This window comes from Flavobacterium sp. ASV13 (genome assembly GCF_000745775.1).
Lineage (GTDB): Bacteria > Bacteroidota > Bacteroidia > Flavobacteriales > Flavobacteriaceae > Flavobacterium.
On sequence record NZ_KN050752.1, the window covers coordinates 359,979 to 382,496 of the forward strand.

Here is a 22,518-nt window from a genome sequence, read left to right on the forward strand (position 1 = left end):
ATGAGTTTAGAAAATGCAAATGGAAGTTTAGAAACTTCCTTTCAAAATACTATCGCAACGGTTCAGTTTGGTCATCCTGCGAGTAATTCTTTTCCGCGTCAATTATTGAATCGCCTTACGGCAGAGATTAATTCCTTAAGCCGAAATGAAGAGGTTTCGGTTATTATTTTAAAAAGCGGAGGAGCAAAAGCATTTTGTTCCGGAGCTTCTTTTGATGAACTTTTACAGGTTGAAAATGAAGAACAGGGAACTGAATTTTTTTCTGGTTTTGCTCATTTGATCAATGCAATGCGCAATTGCAATAAATTAATCATTGGGCGCGTTCAGGGAAAAGCAGTTGGAGGCGGTGTTGGAATTATCGCGGCTTGCGATTATACTTTCGCGACATTGCTAAGTGATGTCAAATTATCTGAACTCGCAATAGGAATTGGACCATTTGTGATTGAACCTGCTGTTTCCCGAAAAATTGGTAAAACGGCTATGTCTGAAATGACTTTAGCTCCTGAAAAATGGAAAACGGCTGAATGGGCTTTTAATAAAGGGTTATATTCAGTTTTATGCGATGCGGCCAATCTTGACTCGGAAGTAGATCATTTTGCGGAAAAACTGAGTTCTTATAATCCTGAAGCTTTATACGAAATGAAAAAAATCATTTGGGAAGGCACTGAACAATGGGAATCGCTTTTGTTTGAACGTGCGGCAATTACAGGTAAATTGGTTTTGTCTGATTTTAGCCGAAATGCTTTGACTCAGTTTAAAAAATAATTTTTTGCCACAGATTCCACAGATTAAAAGGATTTTAGAATAATCTAACTAATCCTTTTAATCTGTGGCTAAATTAAAATAATTGTAAAATGAAACTTATTTTATTATTTCAAAAAGTTGACGTTGCAGAGAAAATTAAAAATGCACCAGACAGCGGTTATCAGATTGGTGTTGTCATTGGATCTTTTATTCCGTTTCTGATTTTAGGCGGAATTGCTTTGTGGATGTATAACCGTGCTAAAAAAAGAGACGAAAACGGTTATTAATTTGTAAATTTGCAAGCTTAAAATTAAACATCGATGAGTAATATCAGAATTACAAAACAATTTAGTTTCGAAACCGGTCACGCTTTGTACGGTTATGACGGAAAATGCAAGAACGTTCACGGACACAGTTATAAATTGTCGGTAACCGTTATTGGTTCGCCAATTACAGACCGATCGAATGTGAAATTCGGAATGGTAATTGATTTTTCTGACCTAAAGAAAATTGTAAAAGAAGAAATCGTCGATCAGTTTGATCATGCAACGGTTTTCAATCAAACTACACCGCATATCGAATTGGCAAACGAATTGAAAAATCGTGGTCACCATGTTATTTTAGTTGATTATCAGCCAACAAGTGAAAATATGGTGGTTGATTTTGCTGAAAGAATTGTGGCTCGCCTTCCAAAAGGAATTTCTCTTTTTTCTCTTAAACTTCAGGAAACAGAATCTTCATTTGCAGAATGGTACGCAAGTGATAATTTGTAATTAGTAAAAAGTAAATTGTGAAAAGTAAAACGTTTCACATCTCACAAATCATATTTCACAAAAAATAAATGAAAAAAATATATTTTGCCTCAGATCAGCATTTTGGTGCGCCAACTCCTGAGTTGAGTTTGCCACGCGAAAAAAAATTCGTGGCTTGGCTTGACGAGGTTAAAGAAGATGCAGAAGCTATTTTTTTGCTTGGTGATTTATTTGATTTTTGGTTCGAATATAAAACGGTTGTGCCGAAAGGTTTTGTGCGTATTTTGGGAAAATTAGCCGAAATTCGCGACAGCGGAATTCCGATTTATTTTTTCGTCGGAAATCATGATTTATGGATGAATGATTATTTTGAAACCGAATTGAATATTCCGGTTTATCACGATAACAAAGAATTTACTTTTAACGAAAAAACCTTTTTAATTGGTCACGGTGACGGAAAAGGTCCTGGCGACAAAGGTTATAAACGAATGAAGAAGGTTTTTACGAATCCGTTTTCAAAATGGCTTTTTCGTTGGCTTCATCCAGATGTTGGTGTTAGTTTAGCGCAATATCTTTCGGTTAAAAATAAATTGATTTCGGGCGATGAAGATGTGAAATTTCTAGGTGAAGAAAACGAATGGTTGGTTTTATACGCCAAACGTAAACTCGAAACCAAACATTACAATTACTTCATTTTTGGGCATCGCCATTTACCTATGATAATTCCAGTTGGAGAAGATTCAAATTATGTAAATCTTGGCGATTGGATTGGTTATTTTACTTATGGGGTTTTTGATGGTGAGAATTTTGAACTTAAAAAATTCGAAAAATAAGTTAGTCAAAAGTCGAAAGCCTAAAGTCGAAAGTCAAAAGTTATCGAGTTAAATGCTATGTTGCTTATTTTGCAGCCATTGGATAAATACCGATTTTATGCGTTCGCAGAATATATTCAGAAAGTTGCTTACTGCTTGAAAGCTGAAATTTAATTGCTCCTGATGCTTTTTTCGGCATATGACATTCCACACAATTAGAAGCCATTAGTTTTTCCGGCATTATTTTGAGCGTTTTTTCATTGTGTTTCAAGCCTTGGTGGCAATTCATACAAATTTTGGAATACGAAGCCATATTTTTAGAAGCATTTTCATGAGGATTATGACATGTAATGCAATCCATTTTTTCACTATTGATAAAACACTTGCTTTGCGCCATTAATCGAAATTGATTTCCATGGACATCAAATTGTGCTGTATCTGTAATGCTTCTGGTTGCTCTGTAAAACTCAGATAAATTATCTCCCGGTTTAAAATCAAAACGAGATTTTAATTTCATTCCATCATTTCCAGCATGACAAAGTGCGCAGGCATCTAGTCTTTGTTGTTTATTTAAATTTTTAAAACTTGTAATGCTGTTTGCAATTTTTACATTCGGGTTTTTCAAATGAAATTCGACATGTTTTTTAGCCGGACCATGACAACGTTCGCAATCAATTCCATAAACAATCGTTTCCTTTTTGATGATATCTTCAACATCCATAGACATCATGTTTTTTTCTGCAGAATTTTGATTCACATCTCGGCTGCTGGCATTTGAGGCGTGGCAAGAATAGCAGTCTTTCACTACCATTCGGTCAAAATAAGGTTTATCTGCTGGGAAACCTGGACTTGTTGCCCAATTATTTATAGAGTTATAATAAGAAATAGGTAACTCGTAAGTATTGTTTTCACGCCAATATACTGAAGTCTGCGCATGTTTTGTTCCAAATACAATTTCAAATTTATGCGACTGAACTTCTTTTCCGTTTTTATATAAAATCTGAAAAAGACTGTCGCCGCGTTTTTCCATGACTAGTTTTGTGTCTTTGTCATAAATAAAAGTATGATTGCCTTTGTCAAAATCACCAAGTACGTTTTCTAAAGTTGCCGGAGCAGTCGCTTTAAAATGAGAGCTCTTCAAAGCCATGTCATATTGCGTTTGATGGCACTGAATACAGCTTTCAGAGCCTGCATAATCAGTACCGCGCGGGTCGATGTAATCGTCAGAAGAATTTTTGCAGCTTGTAAAAACTACCGTAAAAAGTATAAAAGCAAAAAGAATGCGTGTTTTTTCCATTGCCGTAAATATACTTTTTTTTGAAGTAAATCAAAATATATTTCAATAATGAAAAAATGCTGTTAAAATATTTAGAATAATTCTTAATTCATGCCTACTCCATAAACATATTCGTCGAGTTCGATTTTAAATAGAGAACCTTCAACTAAGTCTTTTATCGATTTCAATTCGGTCATAGAAACTGCTAAATCAATAGAATTGCAAGGCGTTTTTAATAAAAATTTATGGCAGGAATATTTCATTTCGCAAGCTTCACAACAAGCGTTTTCGATTATGCTATCTTCAATTAAATCACAAAACTGATTTAGTTCTGATATTGTAAAATAAAAACCAGTTTCTTTAAAAACCAATTGTACTTTATCGATAATAGTTTGACTATTTTGTTTCCAGTAAAAAGCTATGCCAAAATTATTGTGGTAGATTTGTTCTATTTCTCTCATCGTAAAACCTTTTATTTCAACAAATATAAATATTATTTATATTAATTCTAAATAAAAAATTTATAAAAGTTTGAAAAAATCTTTTCTCAGTTGGCACATTATAATACAGTAAAAGTTAAGATTCGTCTCTTTAGAAAGGTAGGAATGTTTTAGTTCATGCCAGAACCATAAATATATTCATTAAGATTAAGTCGAAATAATGAACCGTCAACCAAATCTTTAATGGAATTTAATTCAATTGGTGATATTTCTAAATCTATTGCAACATAGGGTGTTTTCAATAAAAATTTATCGAATGTGCGTTTTACACCACGCGTGTCATAATCATTATGATCTGTTACGCAGTCTTCAATTAAATCGTGAAATTCATTTAATTCCTGAACTGAAAAATAAAATCCCATTTGTTTAAAAAGCAATTGAATTTTATCTGATACAATTTCGTTGCCTTCTTTCCAATAAAATGAAATTCCAAAATCGTTGCGGTAAATCTGTTCGATGTCCTTCATGGCAATTTTTTTTTGCGCTGCAAAGGTACATACTCATTATATTAACACTTGACTAAGAAAAGCATAAAAAAATGCTAATAAATCTTATTAATAATTGATTTTTAATTGTTTGTGAAGAAGGATAAGAGTAGATAGCGAATTTTGTTGTTCTGAATAAAGTCTATAAAAGATCTCATTATTCCTGATTATTATGCTCTTCCATATCTCTTTTTAGATCTAAATTTCTAAAAGTAGGAGATATAAAACCGAAACCTAAAACGGTCAAAAGTGTAATGCTTCCTCCAAAAACAACAGATGTCACAGTTCCCATCAATTTAGCAGTTGCACCACTTTCAAAAGCACCTAATTCATTTGAAGATCCAACAAAAATTGAATTTACGGCACCAACGCGTCCGCGCATATGATCGGGAGTTTTAAGCTGTAAAATGGTTTGGCGAATTACTACAGAAATTCCGTCAGCCAATCCGCTTAAGAATAAAGCAAAAACAGAAAGCCAGAAATAAGTAGAAAGACCAAATAAAATGATTGATAATCCAAAAACAAAAATGGCGATTAAAAGTTTTTTTCCCGCATTTTTATACAAAGGCACATAAGCAGAAACGAGCATGGTAATAAAAGATCCTACTGCAGGTGCTGCTCTTAAGATACCAAAACCTTCAGCACCAACTTTTAAAATGTCCTGAGCAAAAATTGGCAATAACGCTACTGCGCCTCCAAAAAGTACAGCAATCATGTCAAGCGATAAAGCGCCTAAAACAACTTGGTTTTTGAATACAAAAGTTAAACCTTCCGTAAGACTGTCTTTTATCGATTCTCCAATCTTCGGATTTACGATTGGTTTTTTACTGATTTGCGATAAGGCAACTAATGCAAGAAGCGAGAATCCGAAAACAAGACACATTGACCAGTGAACACCAATCCAGTTAATTGAAAATCCTGCCAATGCTGGCCCCATAACGGCTCCAATTTGCCAAACTGAACTGCTCCACGTAGAAGCATTTGGATATACTTTTTTAGGTATAATCAGTGATTGAAGAGAGAAAGTAGTTGGACCTAAAAACGCTCTAACCAATCCGCCCAAAAAGACTAAAGCATAAATGGAATATAAAATAACAGTTTGAGATAAATCGCCAACAATTTTTGGCCAAGTCAATAAAAACAATCCAAAACTAATTACAGAAAATCCCAGAATACATTTTACCAATAATCCTTTCTTTTCACTTTGATCGACAATATGTCCGGCAAATAAAGCCATTCCAACAGCTGGAATTACTTCCATCAAACCAATAATTCCTAGTGAAAGCGGGTTTTTAGTTAAACTATAAACTTCCCATTCGATCACAATAAACTGCATTGCCCAGGCAAAAACCATGCAGAAGCGCAGTAATAAATATACATTGAATTCTCTATAACGAAGCGCCTGATACGGATCTGGTTTACTTGATTTAATTTCTTCCATTTGTTCTAATGTCTTTCAGCATAAGCTGTGTTGAAATTGTGCCGTTCCATTCATTTTCAGCAATTGTATACGCCAGCTGAAACGGGTTTTGATTTTTTGTAATATCTATTTTTTTTCCGAGTCCAAAGCCAATTGCGGCGATTCCATCGGAGTTGATTTGTTTTGCGAAGAGCCTTAAATGTTCGTCTTCTGAACCTAAAGTTTTAGCATAACCGGTATCTTTTACATCAGAAGTCATAAAAACCGGCGTCATATTTTGTGGGCCAAAAGGTTCGAATTGTTTTAATATTCGAATCAATTTTGGCGTTATATCAGAGAAATCAATTTCTGCATCAATTTCAATTTCCGGAGTTCGCATTTCTGGTTGGATAGTTGCTGAAACTTGTTTTTCAAAAGCGTCTTTAAAAGTTTGATAATTTTCTGCTTTTAAAGTCATTCCGGCTGCATACATATGTCCTCCAAATTGTTCCAAATGTTCTGCGCAGGCATCTAATGCATTATAAACATCAAAACCTTTTACAGATCGGGCAGAAGCAGCATATTTGTCGCCACTTTTAGTAAAAACTAAAGTTGGACGATAATAGGTTTCGATTAATCTTGAAGCTACAATTCCAATTACGCCTTTGTGCCAGTCTTCCTGAAATACAACCGTAGAAAAACGTTCTTCTTCGTTGTTTTCTACAATCTGTTGGAAAGCTTCTTTGGTGATTTTTTTGTCTAAATCTTTTCGGTCGGCATTGTATTGTTCGATTTCTGAAGCAAATTGTTGCGCTTGTTCCAAATCAAATTCGGTTAAAAGCTCAACAGCATGATTTCCGTGTTTGATTCTTCCGGCCGCATTTATTCGCGGCGAAATAATAAAAACAACATCTGTAATGTCTAAAACTTTCTTTTTAACCTGATGAACCAGAGCTTTTATTCCCGGTCTTGGTTCACTATTAATGACTTTTAAACCGAAATAAGCTAAAACACGATTTTCTCCCGTAATCGGAACAATATCGGCAGCAATCGCCGTTGCAACCAAATCCAGATAGGAAACAAGATCTTCTACGGTTTCATTTCGATTTTGACCTAAAGCCTGAATCAATTTAAAACCAACTCCACAACCGCATAATTCATCATAAGGGTAGGAGCAGTCTTCTCTTTTTGGATCTAAAACGGCAACAGCATCTGGAAGCGTTTCTCCTGGCCTGTGGTGATCACAAATAATAAAATCGATGTTTTTTGCTTTCGCGTAGGCGATATGATCGATTGATTTGATTCCACAATCGAGTGCAATAATTAAGGAAATTCCATTATCATCGGCGTAATCAATTCCTTTATATGAGATTCCGTAACCTTCATCGTAACGATCGGGAATATAAGTTGCAATATTTGGATAATGTGATTTTAAGTACGAAGAAACCAAAGAAACTGCGGTTGTTCCGTCGACATCATAATCGCCAAAAACCAGAATATTTTCGTGGTTTTCAATTGCCGATTCGATTCGGGAAACCGCTTTGTCCATATCTTTCATTAAATACGGATCATGAAGATGTTCTAATGAAGGACGAAAGAAATTTTTAGCATCTTCAAAAGTTTCAATGCCACGCTGAATCAAAAGTGTTGCTACAAAATCTTCTACATTTAAAGCTTGTGCCAAATGTTTGATTTTATCTTCAGAAGGTTTTGGTTTTAATGTCCAACGCATTTTTTAATTGTAGATTTTAGATCTTAGATTTTAGATTGAAGAAATCGAAAATCGTTTAATCTGGATAGGTAATTTTTTTTGCCACTCCCGATAGCTATCGGGATAAATGATTTAAAAGGATTTTTTAATCTGTTTTAATCTATGGCAGAATATATTTTGTATTATTTAGCTTCTAAAGCATTTCCTTCAAACTTAATTCCATCCCAACCTAAGTTGATAAAATTTCGAATGTTTTGGTGATTTGTTCCGTTTGGATCTCCTAAAACTTCTTCAAAATAAAAAGCGCCAAAACATGCTAAAGTTTCTTCTTTGCTTAAGTTTTGCAATTTTGCGAAAGAAAATAATTTACAGGAACCTGAATTTTCCCCGGCTGCGTTATGCTGTGTTCCGTTTTGAAAAGCAGTTGGAGTAAAAATGTAATTTTCTTCGATTACTGCAATAGTTTCAGGAAATGTGATTTGTGATGGAGTTTGTTTTACTTTTTCTAAAAAGGCTTGAATGCTCATGATTATAGTTTGATTTTTTTGCCACAGATTAAAAGGATTAAAAAGGATTTTTATTTAAATAATCTGTGAAAATCTTTTTAATCTGTGGCTGAAATGATTATTTATTCTTCTTCGTCCTTAGAATATTTACTTTTCTTAGCTTCTTTTTCTATTGTTTTTCCGGCAACGACAACGACAATTTCGCCACGCGGTGCGGTTTTTTCAAAATGCGCCAAAACTTCTTTTGCAGTTCCGCGGACATTTTCTTCGTGCATTTTTGATAATTCTCTCGAAACACAAACTTGTCTGTCTTCTCCAAAATACTGCACAAATTCAGCTAAAGTCTTAACGAGTTTATGCGGAGAAACGTATAAAATCATCGTTCGGGTTTCTTCGGCTAAAGCCAAAAATCGAGTCTGGCGTCCTTTTTTATCAGGAAGAAAACCTTCAAAAACGAATTTGTCATTTGGAAGTCCGCTGTTGACTAAAGCAGGAACAAAAGCCGTTGCGCCAGGAAGACATTCTACTTCGATTTTATTTTCGACACAGGCGCGAGTTAAAAGAAATCCCGGATCTGAAATTGCCGGAGTTCCAGCGTCTGAAATTAAAGCGATGGTTTCGCCAGCTTTCAAACGGGCAATTAAATTTTCGGTGGTTTTGTGCTCGTTATGCATGTGATGGCTGTGCATGTGCGTGCCAATTTCAAAATGCTTTAGGAGTTTTCCGCTTGTGCGAGTATCTTCGGCCAAAATCAAATCGACTTCTTTCAAAACCCGAATGGCTCTGAAAGTCATGTCTTCAAGATTGCCAATTGGCGTTGGAACGATATATAATTTTGACATATTTTTTTATTCGTGAAATGTAAAATGTGAGATGTGAAAAGTGTTATGCGAATTTCTTCTCGATGATTCCCAGAAAACGTTCTGCGTAATCGTCTTTTCCTTCCCAGTTATTATAATCTGGTTTTACCATGTTTTCAATAAATTCCTGTGCTTCGCTATAAGTGTCAAAAGTCAGTAATTGATTTAACACACGGCTGTAATCTTCGGTACTGTTTCCAAAAAGATTTTTGGTAAACGCAATTCGGTCGTTTAGATCAATGTGGAAACCTTTTGCCAGTTTTTCATTTAAAGTTGTTGCTTTTGGTTCTGATTTAGTTTCTAAAACGGCAGTTTCAACAACTTTCTTTTCTGCAAAATCAAATGTCGGAGTCGGTGTTGGAGAAACGGCTTCAAAACTGTCTACTTTTACAAACTGTGCATCAGCATAATTGATTCCGAAATCTTCGAACGCAATTGGAGCTGAAGTTGTTTTTGATGAACTTTCTACTTTTGGTTCTTCTATTTCTGATGGTTTCTCTAATTCAAAAGCGGGCTTAAAATCCGGAATTGGGTTTAAATCGTTGACTGTTTTAAATGAAAGATCATTTGCTTCGATTGTTTTTTTAGCTTCAGAAACAGCTGCTTGGATTTTCTCAATAATTGGATCTTTAGCACTTTCTGCAGTTTCAGTTTCTTTGATTGCTTCAGTTTCTTCTACTTTTTCAACAATAGGTTCTTCAATAGATTCCTGAGTATCTTCTTCAATTGGCTCTTGAGTAGTTTCTTCTGGAATTTCGGCAATTATTTCTTCAACAATTGCTGGTTCAGGAGTTTCTTCAATTGCAATTGGAGTTTCAATTATAGCTTCTACTGGTGCTTTTTCTTCTTTTTCGAAAATAGTTTCGATTTCAGAACTGATTTCACTGTGACTGATTGTAGGTTTTACTTCGTCGAAATTTTCATCGACAAATTTTAAAATAGCTAATTTCTCATATAATTTCTGTGTTTCAAGGTACAATTGATTGATATCGGATTTGTTTTTAAGTTTTAAAATTCGATGTGCAATGCTGATTAAATCGGCTTCCAATTTTTTTTTCATAACTGTTGAAATTATAGTGAATAAGGTATTTTAGTGTATTTGATGTCTGAATGTCTTTAATCTTGAAGAAATTCAAAAGATAATTTTTTATTTCTGTTAATAAGCAATTCCAAATCTCCGATTTGATAAAAATTTTCTACTTTTGAAAAAATGTAAAACAGCACATTTTTACGTCGATTTATTACCAGTACAAAGTAATAAAAACTATTCATTTTTAAAGGCAGAAAAATACAAAATGTTTCTCGAAAATACAGTAAATCACAAAGAACAATTTGGTTGGATTGAAGTTATTTGTGGATCAATGTTTTCGGGTAAAACCGAGGAATTAATCCGCAGATTAAAACGCGCGCAATTTGCCAAACAAAGAGTCGAAATTTTCAAACCCGCTATCGATACCCGTTATCATGACGAAATGGTAGTGTCTCACGATGCTAATGAAATTCGTTCTACACCGGTTCCGGCGGCAGCTAATATTTTGATTTTAGCGCAAGGTTGCGACGTTATTGGAATTGACGAAGCACAGTTTTTTGATGATGAAATTGTTACAGTTTGCAATGATTTAGCCAATCAGGGAATTCGTGTAATTGTTGCCGGTCTTGATATGGATTTTAAAGGAAATCCTTTCGGACCAATGCCGGCACTTATGGCAACAGCCGAATATGTTACCAAAGTTCACGCTGTTTGTACCAGAACAGGAAATCTTGCTAATTATAGTTTCAGAAAAACAGATAATGATAAATTAGTAATGCTCGGAGAAACGGAAGAATATGAGCCGCTTAGCCGTGCTGCGTATTTTAATGCCATGAAGAAAATTCAGGAAAAATAGGTTTCAAATTTTATTTAAAATTTAAATTATGCAGGATAAACAAAACCGTAAAAAACAAAATATTTTATTATTAGCTGTTATTGGAATTGCGGGTGTTTTGGCTGTTTTTTTTCAGTTTTATCTTTCTGAAAGCAAAGATGAGGTGAATTCAGAAATTGTTGAATTAGTTGCGAAATACAATAAAAATTGCCCATTAAATATTCAGGAAGGAATTCGGTTGGATAGTGTGAGTTTGCACGAAAAGCAAGTTGTTCAATACAATTTGACCTTGATAAATGTTGAGAAAACAACTGCAGAGACTGATGTTATAAAAAAAGAAATTGAAAAAAGTCTCTTAAGCACAGCCAAAGCAAATCCCGGACTTCAGGTTTTTAGAGATAATGATTATACTTTGATTTATAGTTACAGTGATAAAAAGAAAGTGTTTTTGTTTACGGTGAAAATATTGCCGGATCAATATAAATAAGCTTGAAAAACATAAAAATAAAACCCGACAGATTTTAAATTTGTCGGGTTTGTTGTTTTATATCCTTTGTTTAAACTGGACTGAAGTCCAGCTCTACAAAATAATTCGTTCCTTCGGAACTGAGAAAGAGCCTTCGGCTCGATTCATATTGTAGGGCTGGACTTCAGTCCAGTTTAATGATGAGAATAAGAAAGAAATAAAAACCCCGACAAGCTTTTTGGTCTGTCGGGGTTTTTATTTTGTAGAAGTTAAGTTTTATATCTTCTTTCTCATTCTTGCAACCGGAATATCAAGTTGTTCGCGGTATTTTGCAATGGTTCTTCTGGCAATTGGATATCCTTTTTCTTTTAAGATTTCAGCCAATTGATCATCTGGTAAAGGCTTCTTTTTGTCTTCTTCTTCAATTGTATTCTTAAGAATTTTTTTGATTTCCAAAGTCGAAACATCTTCTCCCTGATCATTTTTCATGGCTTCAGAGAAAAACTCTTTGATTAGTTTTGTTCCGTATGGCGTTTCAACATATTTACTGTTAGCAACTCGGGAAATTGTCGAAATATCCAAACCAACCATATCGGCAATGTCTTTTAAGATCATTGGTTTTAGTTTGGTTTCGTCACCGTCTAAGAAATATTCTTCCTGATAATGCATAATCGCATTCATCGTTACAAAAAGTGTTTCCTGACGTTGTCTAATCGCGTCAATAAACCATTTAGCCGAATCCAGTTTTTGTTTGATAAACTGAACCGCATCTTTTTGTGCCGATGATTTATCACGAGAATCTTTATACGTCTGCATCATTTCCTGATAATCTTTCGAAACGTGCAGGGAAGGAGCATTTCTTCCGTTTAAAGTCAGTTCTAATTCTCCGTCAATAATTCTGATAGCAAAATCCGGAACTATATTTTCTGTAACTTTATTATTGCCTGTAAAAGAACCGCCCGGTTTTGGGTTCAGTCTTTCAATTTCGTGAATCGCTTTTTTAAGCTGTTCGTTAGAAACGCTGTATTTCTGCAATAATTTATCGTAATGTTTCTTCGTAAAAGCATCAAACTGATTTTCGATAATATCAATCGCTAAATCAACGTATTCTGTTGGTGTTTTGTGCTTTAATTGCAATAATAAACATTCCTGTAAATCACGTGCACCAACTCCTGAAGGTTCCAATTCGTGAATTACCGTCATCATTTTTTCGACCATTGCTTCATCAGTATAAATTCCCTGAGTAAAAGCCATATCGTCAACAATATCCGAAATGCTTCTTCGGATATAACCCATGTCATCAATACTTCCAACTAAGAATTCGGCGATTTCGCGTTCTTCATCATTTAAAATAAAAGTATTCAGCTGATTGATCAAATCCTGATGAAAACTTATCGGAGCAGCAAAAGGAGTTTCGCGCTCTTCATCATCACTGTAGTTGTTTACCTGAGTTTTGTAATCAGGCGTATCGTCGTCGCTTAGATATTCGTCAATATTAATGTCGTCTGCTTCGATTCTGTCTGATTCTGCATCATCATAATCGTCGTAGTCTTCATTAGCGTATTCGTCTGCTTCGTATTCTTCTTCTTTTCCAGCTTCCAAAGCAGGATTTTCGTTCATTTCTTCTAATAAACGTTGTTCAAAAGCTTGCGTAGGCAATTGAATTAACTTCATCAGCTGAATTTGCTGTGGAGATAATTTTTGGGATAATTTTAAATTTAAAAATTGCTTTAGCATTTGATTTTGTTAAAAGTTTCAAGTTTCAAGTTTCAGGCTGCAGAACGTGCTACAACTTGAAACTTGAAACCTGAAACAAATATTATTATTTTAGTTCAAGTTCCAATAACTTGAAACCTGAAACTTGAAACTTTTTTAAACTAAATCGATTAAAACTCTGCGCTACCCGGAGTTCTTGGGAAAGGAATTACGTCTCTAATGTTTGTCATTCCAGTAACAAACAATACTAAACGCTCAAATCCTAAACCGAAACCTGCATGCGTTGCAGAACCAAATCTTCTCGTATCTAAATACCAGTATAATTCTTCTTCGTCGATTTCTAATGCTTTCATTTTTTCAACCAAAACATCGTAACGTTCTTCTCTTTCAGAACCACCAACGATTTCTCCAATTCCAGGGAAAAGAATATCCATTGCACGAACTGTTTCTCTTCCTGGCTCTGTGTTGTCATTCAAACGCATGTAAAACGCTTTGATGTTTGCTGGGTAATCAAATAAAATTACCGGACATTTAAAGTGTTTTTCAACTAAATAACGCTCGTGTTCTGACTGTAAATCAGCTCCCCATTCGTTGATGATATATTGAAATTTCTTCTTTTTATTTGGAGTTGAATCTCTTAAAATATCAATTGCTTCCGTATAAGAAACACGTTTGAAGTTGTTCTCCAAAACGAAGTTCAATTTCTCTAACAAACTCATTTCGCTTCTTTCAGCTTGTGGTTTTGATTTTTCTTCTTCTAAAAGTCTTCCTTCTAAGAATTTCAAATCATCCTGACAATTGTCTAAAGCATATTTAATTACATACTGAATAAAATCTTCAGCTAAGTCCATGTTGTTATCCAAATCATTGAAAGCAACTTCTGGCTCAATCATCCAAAACTCAGCAAGGTGACGAGAAGTATTTGAATTCTCCGCTCTAAAAGTTGGTCCAAAAGTATAAATCTGACCCAAAGCCATTGCAAAAGTTTCACCTTCTAATTGTCCAGAAACCGTTAAGTTCGTATGTTTTCCAAAGAAATCTTTTTTGAAATCAATGTTTCCTTCTTCATTTTTTGGAAGATTATCTAAAGGCAATGAAGTTACTTGGAACATTTCTCCAGCACCTTCAGCATCAGCTCCAGTGATAATTGGCGTGTTTACATACACAAATCCTTTTTCCTGAAAATATTTGTGAACCGCAAATGACAATACCGAACGTACACGCATAATTGCACCAAAAGCATTTGTACGTACACGCAAGTGAGCGTTTTCACGTAAAAATTCTAAAGAGTGTTTTTTAGGCTGCATTGGGAATTTCTCAGCATCTGAATCTCCAAGAATCTCAAGTTTGTTAACCTGAATTTCATATTTCTGACCCGCACCTTTACTTTCAACCAAAGTTCCAATTACAGAAATCGCAGCTCCAGTAGTGATTCTTTTTAAAGTTTCTTCCGGAGTATTTTCAAAATCAACAACACATTGTATATTATTAATTGTAGAACCGTCATTAAGCGCGATGAACTGATTATTTCTAAAAGTTCTCACCCATCCTTTTGCATTCACTTCCTGTAGCGTCGTCGTACTGTTTAATAAGTCTTTAACCTTTGTGTGTTTCATTTTAATTTTAGATTTATAGATTGCTGATTTTACATCAAAATAAAACCAGTGTTTTTTATATCGAATTGCAAATATAAACGATAATAATTAATTTTTGAAGCTGATTCCCGCTATCCGCTATATCTTTTTCTTGCTAAAGGAGCAAGAAAAAGGATACCGCTCCTATCGGGGCTAGGGCACTCGTTTTCAAAAGTCCCAATTGTTTTTTTATTTTTGTCATTCCGAGGAACGAGGAATCACACTAGTAATTCCGAAAAGTAAATCGCCAATCTTTGTCGAGTTTCGAGTGTGATTCCTCGTTCCTCGGAATGACAAACTATGAATATATTTTTTAATTAAATTATAATCTCAAATATTTCATTGAACTTTCGTTCTAAATTTTTCATTTCCTGTTTGGTACGCCATCTTATATAAAACATTGAAAAAACAATAAACAAGTTAAAAATTAAATATACTTGTAAAGAAGTTTCTTCTTGACTGATAAGAACTGAATTTGCTAAAACAAATGCAATAATTGGAAAATACTTTATCCAAATGATTGAAAGTTTATGTGTTGGTTCAATTGCATAACTAATATCTAATATTCTGTTTAATGTTTTGTATTTGCCCTTGATTGTATAAAATGTTGGCGATACAGTCGTATTTATCGTTAAACGAAATGCTGAATCATCAAAATCTCCATAGAAAGGTTTCGAAATTCCTTTAAATATTCTAAATAACCAAAATGGACTAATAAATTTAAGTTTTGGATTTCCAATTACCGTATTGCTCTTAATCTTATTTTTAAATTCAGTTGCATTCAGCTTTGATTTCATTCCATTTTTAAATTAATTTGTGCCAATTCGTGAAATTCGTGGCAAACAAAACCTTACTCCTCCAAATTCTCCAACAATTCCTCTTTCTTAGTTTTCTTTTTCTCAAAAGTCAAAACCAACGAAGGCAGTACAACCAAATTAGCAAACATCGCAAAAGCCAAAGTACAAGAAATTAATCCTCCAAGAGCAATTGTTCCGCTGAAGCTTGACAATGTAAAAGTCGCAAAACCTAAAATCAAAACTACAGAAGTATAAAAAGTACTAATTCCAGTTTCTCTTAATGCACTGAAAACCGATTTCTTCACTTTTCCGCCGCTTTGAAGCAAGTCGTGTCTGTATTTCGCCATAAACTGAATCGCATTATCAACCGAAATTCCAAAGGCGATACTGAATACCAAAATCGTAGACGGTTTTAACGGAATTCCGAAATAACCCATTAACCCAGACGTAATGCAAAGCGGTAAAATATTTGTAATTACCGATGCCATTACCATTTTGAACGAACGGAATAAATATAAAATCAGTATGGCAATCGTCAAAATTGCGAAAATCAATGACTCAATTAAGTTGTCAACCAAATACGAAGTTCCTTTTTGGAAAACTAATGCTTTTCCGGTAACGGTAACTTCAAAACGGTCTTTCGGGAAAATTTCATCAATTTTTGAATGTAATTTTTTCTCCACTTTTGCCATTTCATCCGTTCCAATATCTTTCATGAAAGTGGTGATTCGCGCATATTGTCCAGTTGAATCAACATACGCTTTCATTAAGTTTTCTTTGCTGTTTTTTGTTGCATTTTTAGCATAACTCAAAATAAAAGCCTGCTCTTGCGAAGTTGGCAATTGGTAATATTCCGGATTTCCATTGTAGAAAGCCTGTTTCGAATATTTTACCAAATTCACTACAGAAACTGGTTTTGCCAATTCAGGAATTTCAGCAATTGTATTTTGCAATTCATCCATTTTACGAATTGTCGAAGCTTTCATAACACCTTTTTTCTTTTTGGTGTCAATCATGATTTCCAATGGCATAACGCCGTTGAATTCTTTTTCGTAGAATAAAATATCTTTAAAGAAAGAAGCGCTTTTTGGCATCTCGCCAATCAAGCTTCCTGAAACTTTCATTTGAGCAACTCCAATTACACTGAAAACCAAAAGTAAACCGTAAATAATATAAACGACTTTTCGTTTGCCTTTTACAATGTTTTCAACACTGTCTAATAACGTTGAAATATAAGTTTTAGTTAAATGGTATAAATGCTTTTCTTTTGGCAATGGCAAGAAACTGTAGATAATTGGCACAATAAAAAGTGTCAATAAATAAACAGAAATTACGTTGATTGAAGTCACTAAACCAAACTCAAAAAGCAAGTCGTTTCCAGTAATCATAAACGTTGCGAAACCAATTGCTGTAGTTAAATTCGTCATTAAAGTCGAAACTCCAATTTTAGAAATAACACGTTGCAACGCTTTTGCTTGATTGTTATGTAATTTGATTTCCTGCTGGTATTTATTAATCAGGAAAATACAGTTTGTAATTCCGATTACGATAATCAGCGGCGGAATAATAGCGGTTAAAATCGTGATTTTATATCCAAATAATCCCAGCGTTCCAAATGACCAGATTACGCCGACAATTAAAATGCAAATTGAAATAAATGTCGCTCTGAACGAACGGAAAAAGAAAAAGAAAATCAACGAAACCGTCAGTAAAGCAGCGCCAATGAAAAGTCCGATTTCGCCTTTCATATCATCTGCGTTAATTGTTCTGATGTACGGCATTCCCGAAACTTTCAAATCAATTCCTGTGGTTTTTTCGAATTTAGCGATTTTCGGAACTAGATTTTCAAGTATAAAAGTCTTTCTTTCCGGAGTGTTTACTAAAGCTTTATTGATATATATCGCCGAGCGAACACTTCCGCTTTCTTTGTTGAATAATAATCCTTCGTAAAAAGGCAAATTGTTGAATAAATCGTGTTGAACACTTTTTAAATAGGCAGGATCTAAGGCTTTGCTTTGATCGATAAAAGGCGTTAAAACGAATTTTTCGTTAATAGTATCTTTTTCCAGTTTTTTCAAATCGTTCAAAGAAACAACCAAATCAACTTCTTTCGATTTTTTTAAACCTGTCATTAATTCATTCCACGCGGCATAGTTTTTTGGCGTGAAGAATTTTGGATCTTTAAAACCAATTACAATAAGATTTCCTTCTTCACCAAACTTGTCTAAGAATTTTTGATATTCTTTATTTGCAATATGATCTTTTGGAAGCAGGTTTGCTTCGGTATAAGTCATAGAAAGGTTTTTCCATTGATAACCAAGGAAAATAGTCAATGCAGAAAGGATAATCAGAATTGTTATTCTGTTTTTAAGTATGATTCGGGCCAGTTTTTCCCAAAAGCCAACTTGAATAGCGTTTTTCATAAAATCTTTAAAAATGGTTGCAAATGTAGTGAAAATGCCTCAAAATCATAAACAATCGATTGTATTTTACGCAATGTTAACATAATTTTGCAATTATTTAAATTGTGATAATTTTCCTATTTTTAGCTGTTTAGTCGTTAGCTTTTCTCATATTTGCAGTTAATTTAAAATTGAAAAGAAAATGAATTGGATTTTATTGATTATTGCAGGACTTTTTGAAGTAGGATTTGCATCTTGTCTTGGAAAAGCAAAAGAAACAACCGGAATTGTATCAACTTATTGGATGATTGGTTTTTTTGTATGTCTTTCAATCAGTATGATTTTATTATATAAAGCAACTCAGGTTTTGCCAATTGGAACGGCTTATGCGGTTTGGACAGGAATTGGAGCAGTTGGAACTGTTTTAGTCGGGATTTTTATTTTTAAAGAACCGGCAGCTTTCTGGAGAATATTTTTCCTTACAACTTTGATTGCTTCAATTATTGGGTTGAAGTTTGTTTCTAGTCATTAAACGATAGCTCACGGATAAAACGGATCAAACTGATTTACACAGATTTCTTTTTTAAAATTTAGTCAAAACAAAACAATTGAAAATCTGTGTAAATCAGTTTGATCCGCAAAATCAGTGGGCAAAAAACTTTTAATTATTCATAATCAATGCAGCAAAACAATACCACAACTTTTATTTTTTTAGCGATTCTTTTATTGCTTGTCATTATCATCTGCTTTATGATTTACCAATTAATGCAGGCAAAAAAAGCAAAAGATGACGCCGAAAAAAGTTTTTATGCACTCGAAGTAAAAGTTAATGATTTGCAGCTCGAAACTTTAGAATCAAAACTGAATCCGCATTTGTTTAAGAATATTTTAAATTCGATTCAGTCGCACGCTTATCAGACTTATTTCGCTTTAGATAAATTGGCCAATGTTCTGGATTATATTTTATACGAAAGCAAAAAGAAATTTGTTACAGCCAAAGAAGAAATAGATTTTGCACTGAATTTGATCGAAATCAATAAAATCAAGATCAGCCCGCTTTTTGAATTGAAAATCAAAACCAATATCAATAAAGATGACAAATTGTATGATCAACCTTTATTGGCACCGTTAATTTCGATTGATTTAATTGAAAATGCTTTTAAACATGCTGATCTTCAAAGTGCCGATGCTTTTATATCGGTTGTTTTTGAGTTTAAGGATAATGCTTTTTTTATGACGGTTTCGAATAAAATTTCAGATAAAAAAGTATTGAAAAAAGAACGAAGCGGTTTTGGACATGCCACTTTAGAGCATCGCCTTAGAATTATTTACAAGAATAATTTCAAGCTCGATAAGTTTGTAGAAAACGATGTTTATATTGCTCATCTAAAAATAGATTTACTTGGATACAAAACTGAAATGCTTGCTTCTGGACGATGAGCTTCCAGGATTAACATATTTGAAAATGCTTTGCGAACAAATTCCAGAACTGGAAATCGTAAAAACATATAATAATCCTGAAAAACTTTTGTCTGATTTGGCTAATCTTGATTTTGATTTGCTGATTTCGGATATCGAAATGCCAGGTATCGACGGACTTCATTTGGCTGAAATGCTCCAAAATAAATTGGTTATTTTTTGCACGGCTTACAAGGAATACGCTGCCGATGCTTTTAATATTGATGCCGTTGATTATATTACAAAACCGGTAAAATTAGAGCGTCTGCAAAAAGCGATTGCCAAAGCTGTTGAACGTTTTGATAAACCAGATGTTAAAAAGAAATTTATTCAATTAAATACTGACAAAGGCAAAACGTTGCTTTATTTTAATCAAATTCAATATATAAAAACAGCTTTAGGCGATAGTCGGGATAAAACTGTTTTATTGACAGATGGCAGTTTTCTGAATCTGAAAAATGTTAAATTTGATACACTTTTAAACGAATTGCCTGATGCTGATTTTTGTCGTGTGAATAAAAAAGAAATCATTGCGGTAAAAGCGATTAAATTTTTTAATCATAACGAAATTGTGCTGCATCATTTGGAAGAAAACAATAAAAATATAACGCTTATTCTCAGCGAAACGTACCGCGCAGACTTTTTGAAAAAGGTGAAAATATAACTTATTACAAAGTTTTACGGACTTATTACATAGATTTAAAATTAGCGGTAAAATTGCTTTTTCACGTAAAGTGGACTTCTGATATTTGTTCCATAATTTAAAAAAACGAATTATGAATAACTTTAAAAACTCCTTATTTTACATTACAGTAATTGGCGGTTTTACGACTTTGATATATTGGATAATTTCACAAGGTTCATCTCTTGAAGCGGGCCGAAATGTATTAGAAAAAAAAATAGAAAGTAATCATTGGAATGATTTTTTGAATTCAATGGTTGAAAACCTGCAACATCCTCTTGCCATATTATTAGCACAGATTGTAACCATTATTTTAGTTGCGCGTTTATTCGGATGGTTTTTTAGAAAAATCGGACAGCCATCTGTAATTGGAGAAATGATTGCGGGAATTGTTCTCGGGCCATCTTTAGTTGGAATGTATTTTCCGGAGTTTTCAGCCGCTTTATTCCCAAAGGAGTCTTTAGGTAATCTTCAGTTTTTAAGTCAGATCGGTCTTATTCTTTTCATGTTCGTTATCGGAATGGAATTGGATTTGAAAGTTTTGAAGAATAAAGCGCACGATGCTGTTGTAATTAGTCACGCCAGTATTGTTATTCCATTTGCTTTAGGATTGACACTTGCTTATTTTATTTACGGAACTTTTGCTCCTCAAGGCGTTGCATTTTCTTCGTTCGGATTGTTTATGGGAATTGCTATGAGTATTACCGCATTTCCGGTTCTGGCTAGAATAGTGCAGGAGAGAGGTCTTCAAAAAACCAAACTTGGAACTATCGCCATTACCTGTGCGGCAGCCGATGATATTACGGCTTGGTGTATTTTGGCAGTAGTAATTGCGATTGTAAAAGCAGGTTCATTAGCTAGTTCACTTTATGTAATTGGTTTGGCGATTTTGTATGTGATTATCATGTTGAAAATTGTTCGTCCTTTCTTAAAACGTGTTGGTGATTTAAATTCAACTCGCGAAAGTTTGAATAAACCTGTCGTTGCGATTTTCTTTCTGACACTTTTATTTTCGGCATATGCCGCTGAATTAATTGGAATTCACGCATTATTTGGAGCTTTCTTAGCCGGAGCGATTATGCCGGAAAACAGTAAATTCAGAAATATTTTTATCGAAAAAGTGGAAGATGTTTCGATAATTGTTCTTTTGCCTTTATTCTTTGTATTTACGGGTCTTCGTACACAAATCGGATTGTTGAATGATCCTGCTTTATGGAAAATCACTGGATTAATTATTGTTGTTGCTGTTGTAGGTAAGTTCTTTGGAAGTGCTTTAGCAGCAAAATTTGTCGGGCAAAACTGGAAAGACAGTTTGGCAATCGGTGCTTTAATGAACACACGTGGATTGATGGAATTGGTTGTTTTGAATATTGGTTATGATTTGGGAGTATTATCTACAGAGATTTTTACAATGATGGTAATCATGGCTTTGATCACAACTTTTATGACCGGACCAGCTTTAGATTTTATCAATTTTGTTTTTAAAGATAAAGTTACAGCAGTTCCAGAAGAAATTGGAACCAAAAGCAAATACAAGATTCTGCTTTCTTTTGCCACTCCTGAAAGAGGAAAAAAATTGCTAAAAATTGCAAATAGCTTAGTTAAAAAACAGGGCGACAATTCTGTTGTAACGGCAATGCATTTGTCTTTAAGTACAGAAATCCATTCATTTGACGTCAAAGATCACGAGCGAAAAATGCTGATTCCTATTATTGAAGAATCAAAACATTTGGATCAAAAGATAAATAGTGTTTTTAAAGTAACAAATGATATCGATGCTGATATTATTGATTCGGCTAATCAAGGCGAATATGATTTGTTGCTTGTTGGATTGGGACAATCTATTTTTGATGGAACTTTACTTGGAAAAATCCTTGGATTTACAACCAGAATAGTAAATCCAGACCGATTGATAGATAAATTTACAGGAAAAGAAGGTTTGTTTGAAAATTCTCCTTTTGATGAAAGAACACGTCATATTATTGCAAAAAGTAAAATGCCGGTCGGGATTTTTATTGACAAAGATTTAGAAGAAGTTGATCAGGTTTTTATGCCGGTTTTTAGCAAAGAAGATGCTTATTTAATTGAATATGCTAAAAAACTGATCAATAATAATGGTTCTCAGATTACAGTTTTAGATGCGAGCGGTGAAGTGAAAAATACTCGCGATATTCAGGAAACAATTCGCTCGATTGAACAGATTGCTCCAAATCATATTATGATTATGCATGACAGAACAATTAAGAAAGAGTTTTTAGAAACGCAAAACTTAATGATCATAAGTTTAGACAGCTGGAAAAAATTGATCGAATCTCAAAGCACTTGGTTGAATAATACGCCTTCTGTTTTGATTCTTAAACCTTAAATAGTTTTAAATTTTAATGCTTTAAATCCCAAATTTCAATTGTTATGATTGGAGTTTGGGATTTTTTTTATAGCCACGAATTCACAAA

Annotated in this window: 22 protein-coding genes; 10 read left to right on the forward strand and 12 right to left on the reverse strand. The window is 33.9% G+C overall.

All coding sequences use genetic code 11. The features are described 5' to 3' along the window. The 4 genes from GQ47_RS22145 (at position 1) to GQ47_RS22155 (ending at position 2,329) form a co-directional block, all read left to right on the forward strand. On the forward strand, positions 1-765 hold the full coding sequence (locus GQ47_RS22145) for an enoyl-CoA hydratase/isomerase family protein (RefSeq protein WP_035653232.1): 765 nt from the start codon (positions 1-3) through the stop codon (positions 763-765). A gap of 89 nt (positions 766-854) precedes the next feature. Further along, positions 855-1,031 carry a hypothetical protein gene (locus tag GQ47_RS23680; protein WP_193745239.1) on the forward strand — a complete coding sequence of 59 codons (177 nt, stop codon included), beginning with the start codon at positions 855-857 and terminating at the stop codon, positions 1,029-1,031. 33 nt (positions 1,032-1,064) lie between these two features. Further along, the gene (locus GQ47_RS22150) at positions 1,065-1,517 is read left to right on the forward strand and encodes a 6-pyruvoyl trahydropterin synthase family protein (protein ID WP_035653234.1); all 453 of its coding nucleotides are present in this window, start codon (positions 1,065-1,067) and stop codon (positions 1,515-1,517) included. Positions 1,518-1,585: 68 nt separating this feature from the next. Further along, positions 1,586-2,329 (forward strand): UDP-2,3-diacylglucosamine diphosphatase, encoded by a 744-nt coding sequence (locus GQ47_RS22155; RefSeq protein ID WP_035653237.1) that lies wholly within the window; start codon positions 1,586-1,588, stop codon positions 2,327-2,329. A 64-nt stretch (positions 2,330-2,393) separates the two neighbouring features. On the opposite strand, the gene GQ47_RS22160 is transcribed toward GQ47_RS22155, so the two are convergent. From GQ47_RS22160 to GQ47_RS22195, 8 genes are all read right to left on the reverse strand, one after another. Further along, positions 2,394-3,605, reverse strand: coding sequence for a cytochrome c3 family protein (locus GQ47_RS22160; RefSeq protein WP_035653239.1), 1,212 nt, complete (start codon positions 3,603-3,605; stop codon positions 2,394-2,396). 83 nt (positions 3,606-3,688) lie between these two features. Further along, positions 3,689-4,045 (reverse strand): hypothetical protein, encoded by a 357-nt coding sequence (locus GQ47_RS22165; RefSeq protein ID WP_035653242.1) that lies wholly within the window; start codon positions 4,043-4,045, stop codon positions 3,689-3,691. 149 nt (positions 4,046-4,194) lie between these two features. Further along, a complete protein-coding gene (locus tag GQ47_RS22170) occupies positions 4,195-4,551 on the reverse strand; it encodes a hypothetical protein (protein WP_035653244.1) in 357 nt (118 codons plus the stop codon). 175 nt (positions 4,552-4,726) lie between these two features. Further along, complete coding sequence (locus GQ47_RS22175) at positions 4,727-6,010, reverse strand: MFS transporter (protein WP_035653246.1); 1,284 nt, start codon at positions 6,008-6,010, stop codon at positions 4,727-4,729. Further along, positions 5,997-7,700, reverse strand: a complete 1,704-nt coding sequence (gene recJ, locus GQ47_RS22180; RefSeq protein ID WP_035653249.1) for a single-stranded-DNA-specific exonuclease RecJ — start codon at positions 7,698-7,700, stop codon at positions 5,997-5,999. The genes GQ47_RS22175 and recJ overlap by 14 nt, the downstream gene beginning before the upstream one ends. Before the next feature lie 161 nt (positions 7,701-7,861). Next, a complete protein-coding gene (locus GQ47_RS22185; protein ID WP_035653251.1) occupies positions 7,862-8,206 on the reverse strand; it encodes a HopJ type III effector protein in 345 nt (114 codons plus the stop codon). Between the two features lie 101 nt (positions 8,207-8,307). Continuing rightward, complete coding sequence (rsmI, locus tag GQ47_RS22190) at positions 8,308-9,027, reverse strand: 16S rRNA (cytidine(1402)-2'-O)-methyltransferase (RefSeq protein ID WP_035653253.1); 720 nt, start codon at positions 9,025-9,027, stop codon at positions 8,308-8,310. Positions 9,028-9,070: 43 nt separating this feature from the next. Then, positions 9,071-10,105, reverse strand: coding sequence for a hypothetical protein (locus tag GQ47_RS22195; protein WP_035653256.1), 1,035 nt, complete (start codon positions 10,103-10,105; stop codon positions 9,071-9,073). A gap of 235 nt (positions 10,106-10,340) precedes the next feature. Between GQ47_RS22195 and GQ47_RS22200 the strand changes: the two genes are divergently transcribed. Further along, positions 10,341-10,931 (forward strand): thymidine kinase, encoded by a 591-nt coding sequence (locus GQ47_RS22200; protein ID WP_035653260.1) that lies wholly within the window; start codon positions 10,341-10,343, stop codon positions 10,929-10,931. 28 nt (positions 10,932-10,959) lie between these two features. Further along, positions 10,960-11,397 (forward strand): hypothetical protein, encoded by a 438-nt coding sequence (locus GQ47_RS22205; RefSeq protein WP_035653261.1) that lies wholly within the window; start codon positions 10,960-10,962, stop codon positions 11,395-11,397. 255 nt (positions 11,398-11,652) lie between these two features. Here the strand turns inward: GQ47_RS22205 and rpoN are convergent, their stop codons facing one another. The 4 genes from rpoN to GQ47_RS22225 all read right to left on the reverse strand — a co-directional run bounded on the left by rpoN (position 11,653) and on the right by GQ47_RS22225 (position 17,946). Further along, positions 11,653-13,113 (reverse strand): RNA polymerase factor sigma-54, encoded by a 1,461-nt coding sequence (gene rpoN / locus GQ47_RS22210; protein ID WP_035653262.1) that lies wholly within the window; start codon positions 13,111-13,113, stop codon positions 11,653-11,655. Positions 13,114-13,262: 149 nt separating this feature from the next. Continuing rightward, complete coding sequence (gene asnS, locus GQ47_RS22215) at positions 13,263-14,708, reverse strand: asparagine--tRNA ligase (RefSeq protein ID WP_035653263.1); 1,446 nt, start codon at positions 14,706-14,708, stop codon at positions 13,263-13,265. A 335-nt stretch (positions 14,709-15,043) separates the two neighbouring features. Next, positions 15,044-15,523, reverse strand: a complete 480-nt coding sequence (locus GQ47_RS22220) for a hypothetical protein (RefSeq protein ID WP_035653264.1) — start codon at positions 15,521-15,523, stop codon at positions 15,044-15,046. A gap of 53 nt (positions 15,524-15,576) precedes the next feature. Then, complete coding sequence (locus tag GQ47_RS22225; RefSeq protein ID WP_035653266.1) at positions 15,577-17,946, reverse strand: efflux RND transporter permease subunit; 2,370 nt, start codon at positions 17,944-17,946, stop codon at positions 15,577-15,579. A gap of 181 nt (positions 17,947-18,127) precedes the next feature. Here GQ47_RS22225 and GQ47_RS22230 point away from each other — a divergent pair, with 181 nt between their 5' ends. The 4 genes from GQ47_RS22230 (at position 18,128) to GQ47_RS22245 (ending at position 22,430) form a co-directional block, all read left to right on the forward strand. Then, on the forward strand, positions 18,128-18,457 hold the full coding sequence (locus GQ47_RS22230) for a DMT family transporter (RefSeq protein WP_035653268.1): 330 nt from the start codon (positions 18,128-18,130) through the stop codon (positions 18,455-18,457). A 146-nt stretch (positions 18,458-18,603) separates the two neighbouring features. Continuing rightward, positions 18,604-19,365 (forward strand): sensor histidine kinase, encoded by a 762-nt coding sequence (locus GQ47_RS22235; RefSeq protein WP_035653269.1) that lies wholly within the window; start codon positions 18,604-18,606, stop codon positions 19,363-19,365. Continuing rightward, positions 19,328-20,047, forward strand: coding sequence for a LytR/AlgR family response regulator transcription factor (locus GQ47_RS22240; protein ID WP_035653271.1), 720 nt, complete (start codon positions 19,328-19,330; stop codon positions 20,045-20,047). Before GQ47_RS22235 ends, GQ47_RS22240 begins: the two co-directional genes overlap by 38 nt. A gap of 112 nt (positions 20,048-20,159) precedes the next feature. Further along, a complete protein-coding gene (locus GQ47_RS22245) occupies positions 20,160-22,430 on the forward strand; it encodes a cation:proton antiporter (protein WP_035653273.1) in 2,271 nt (756 codons plus the stop codon). Positions 22,431-22,518 lie beyond the last annotated feature (88 nt).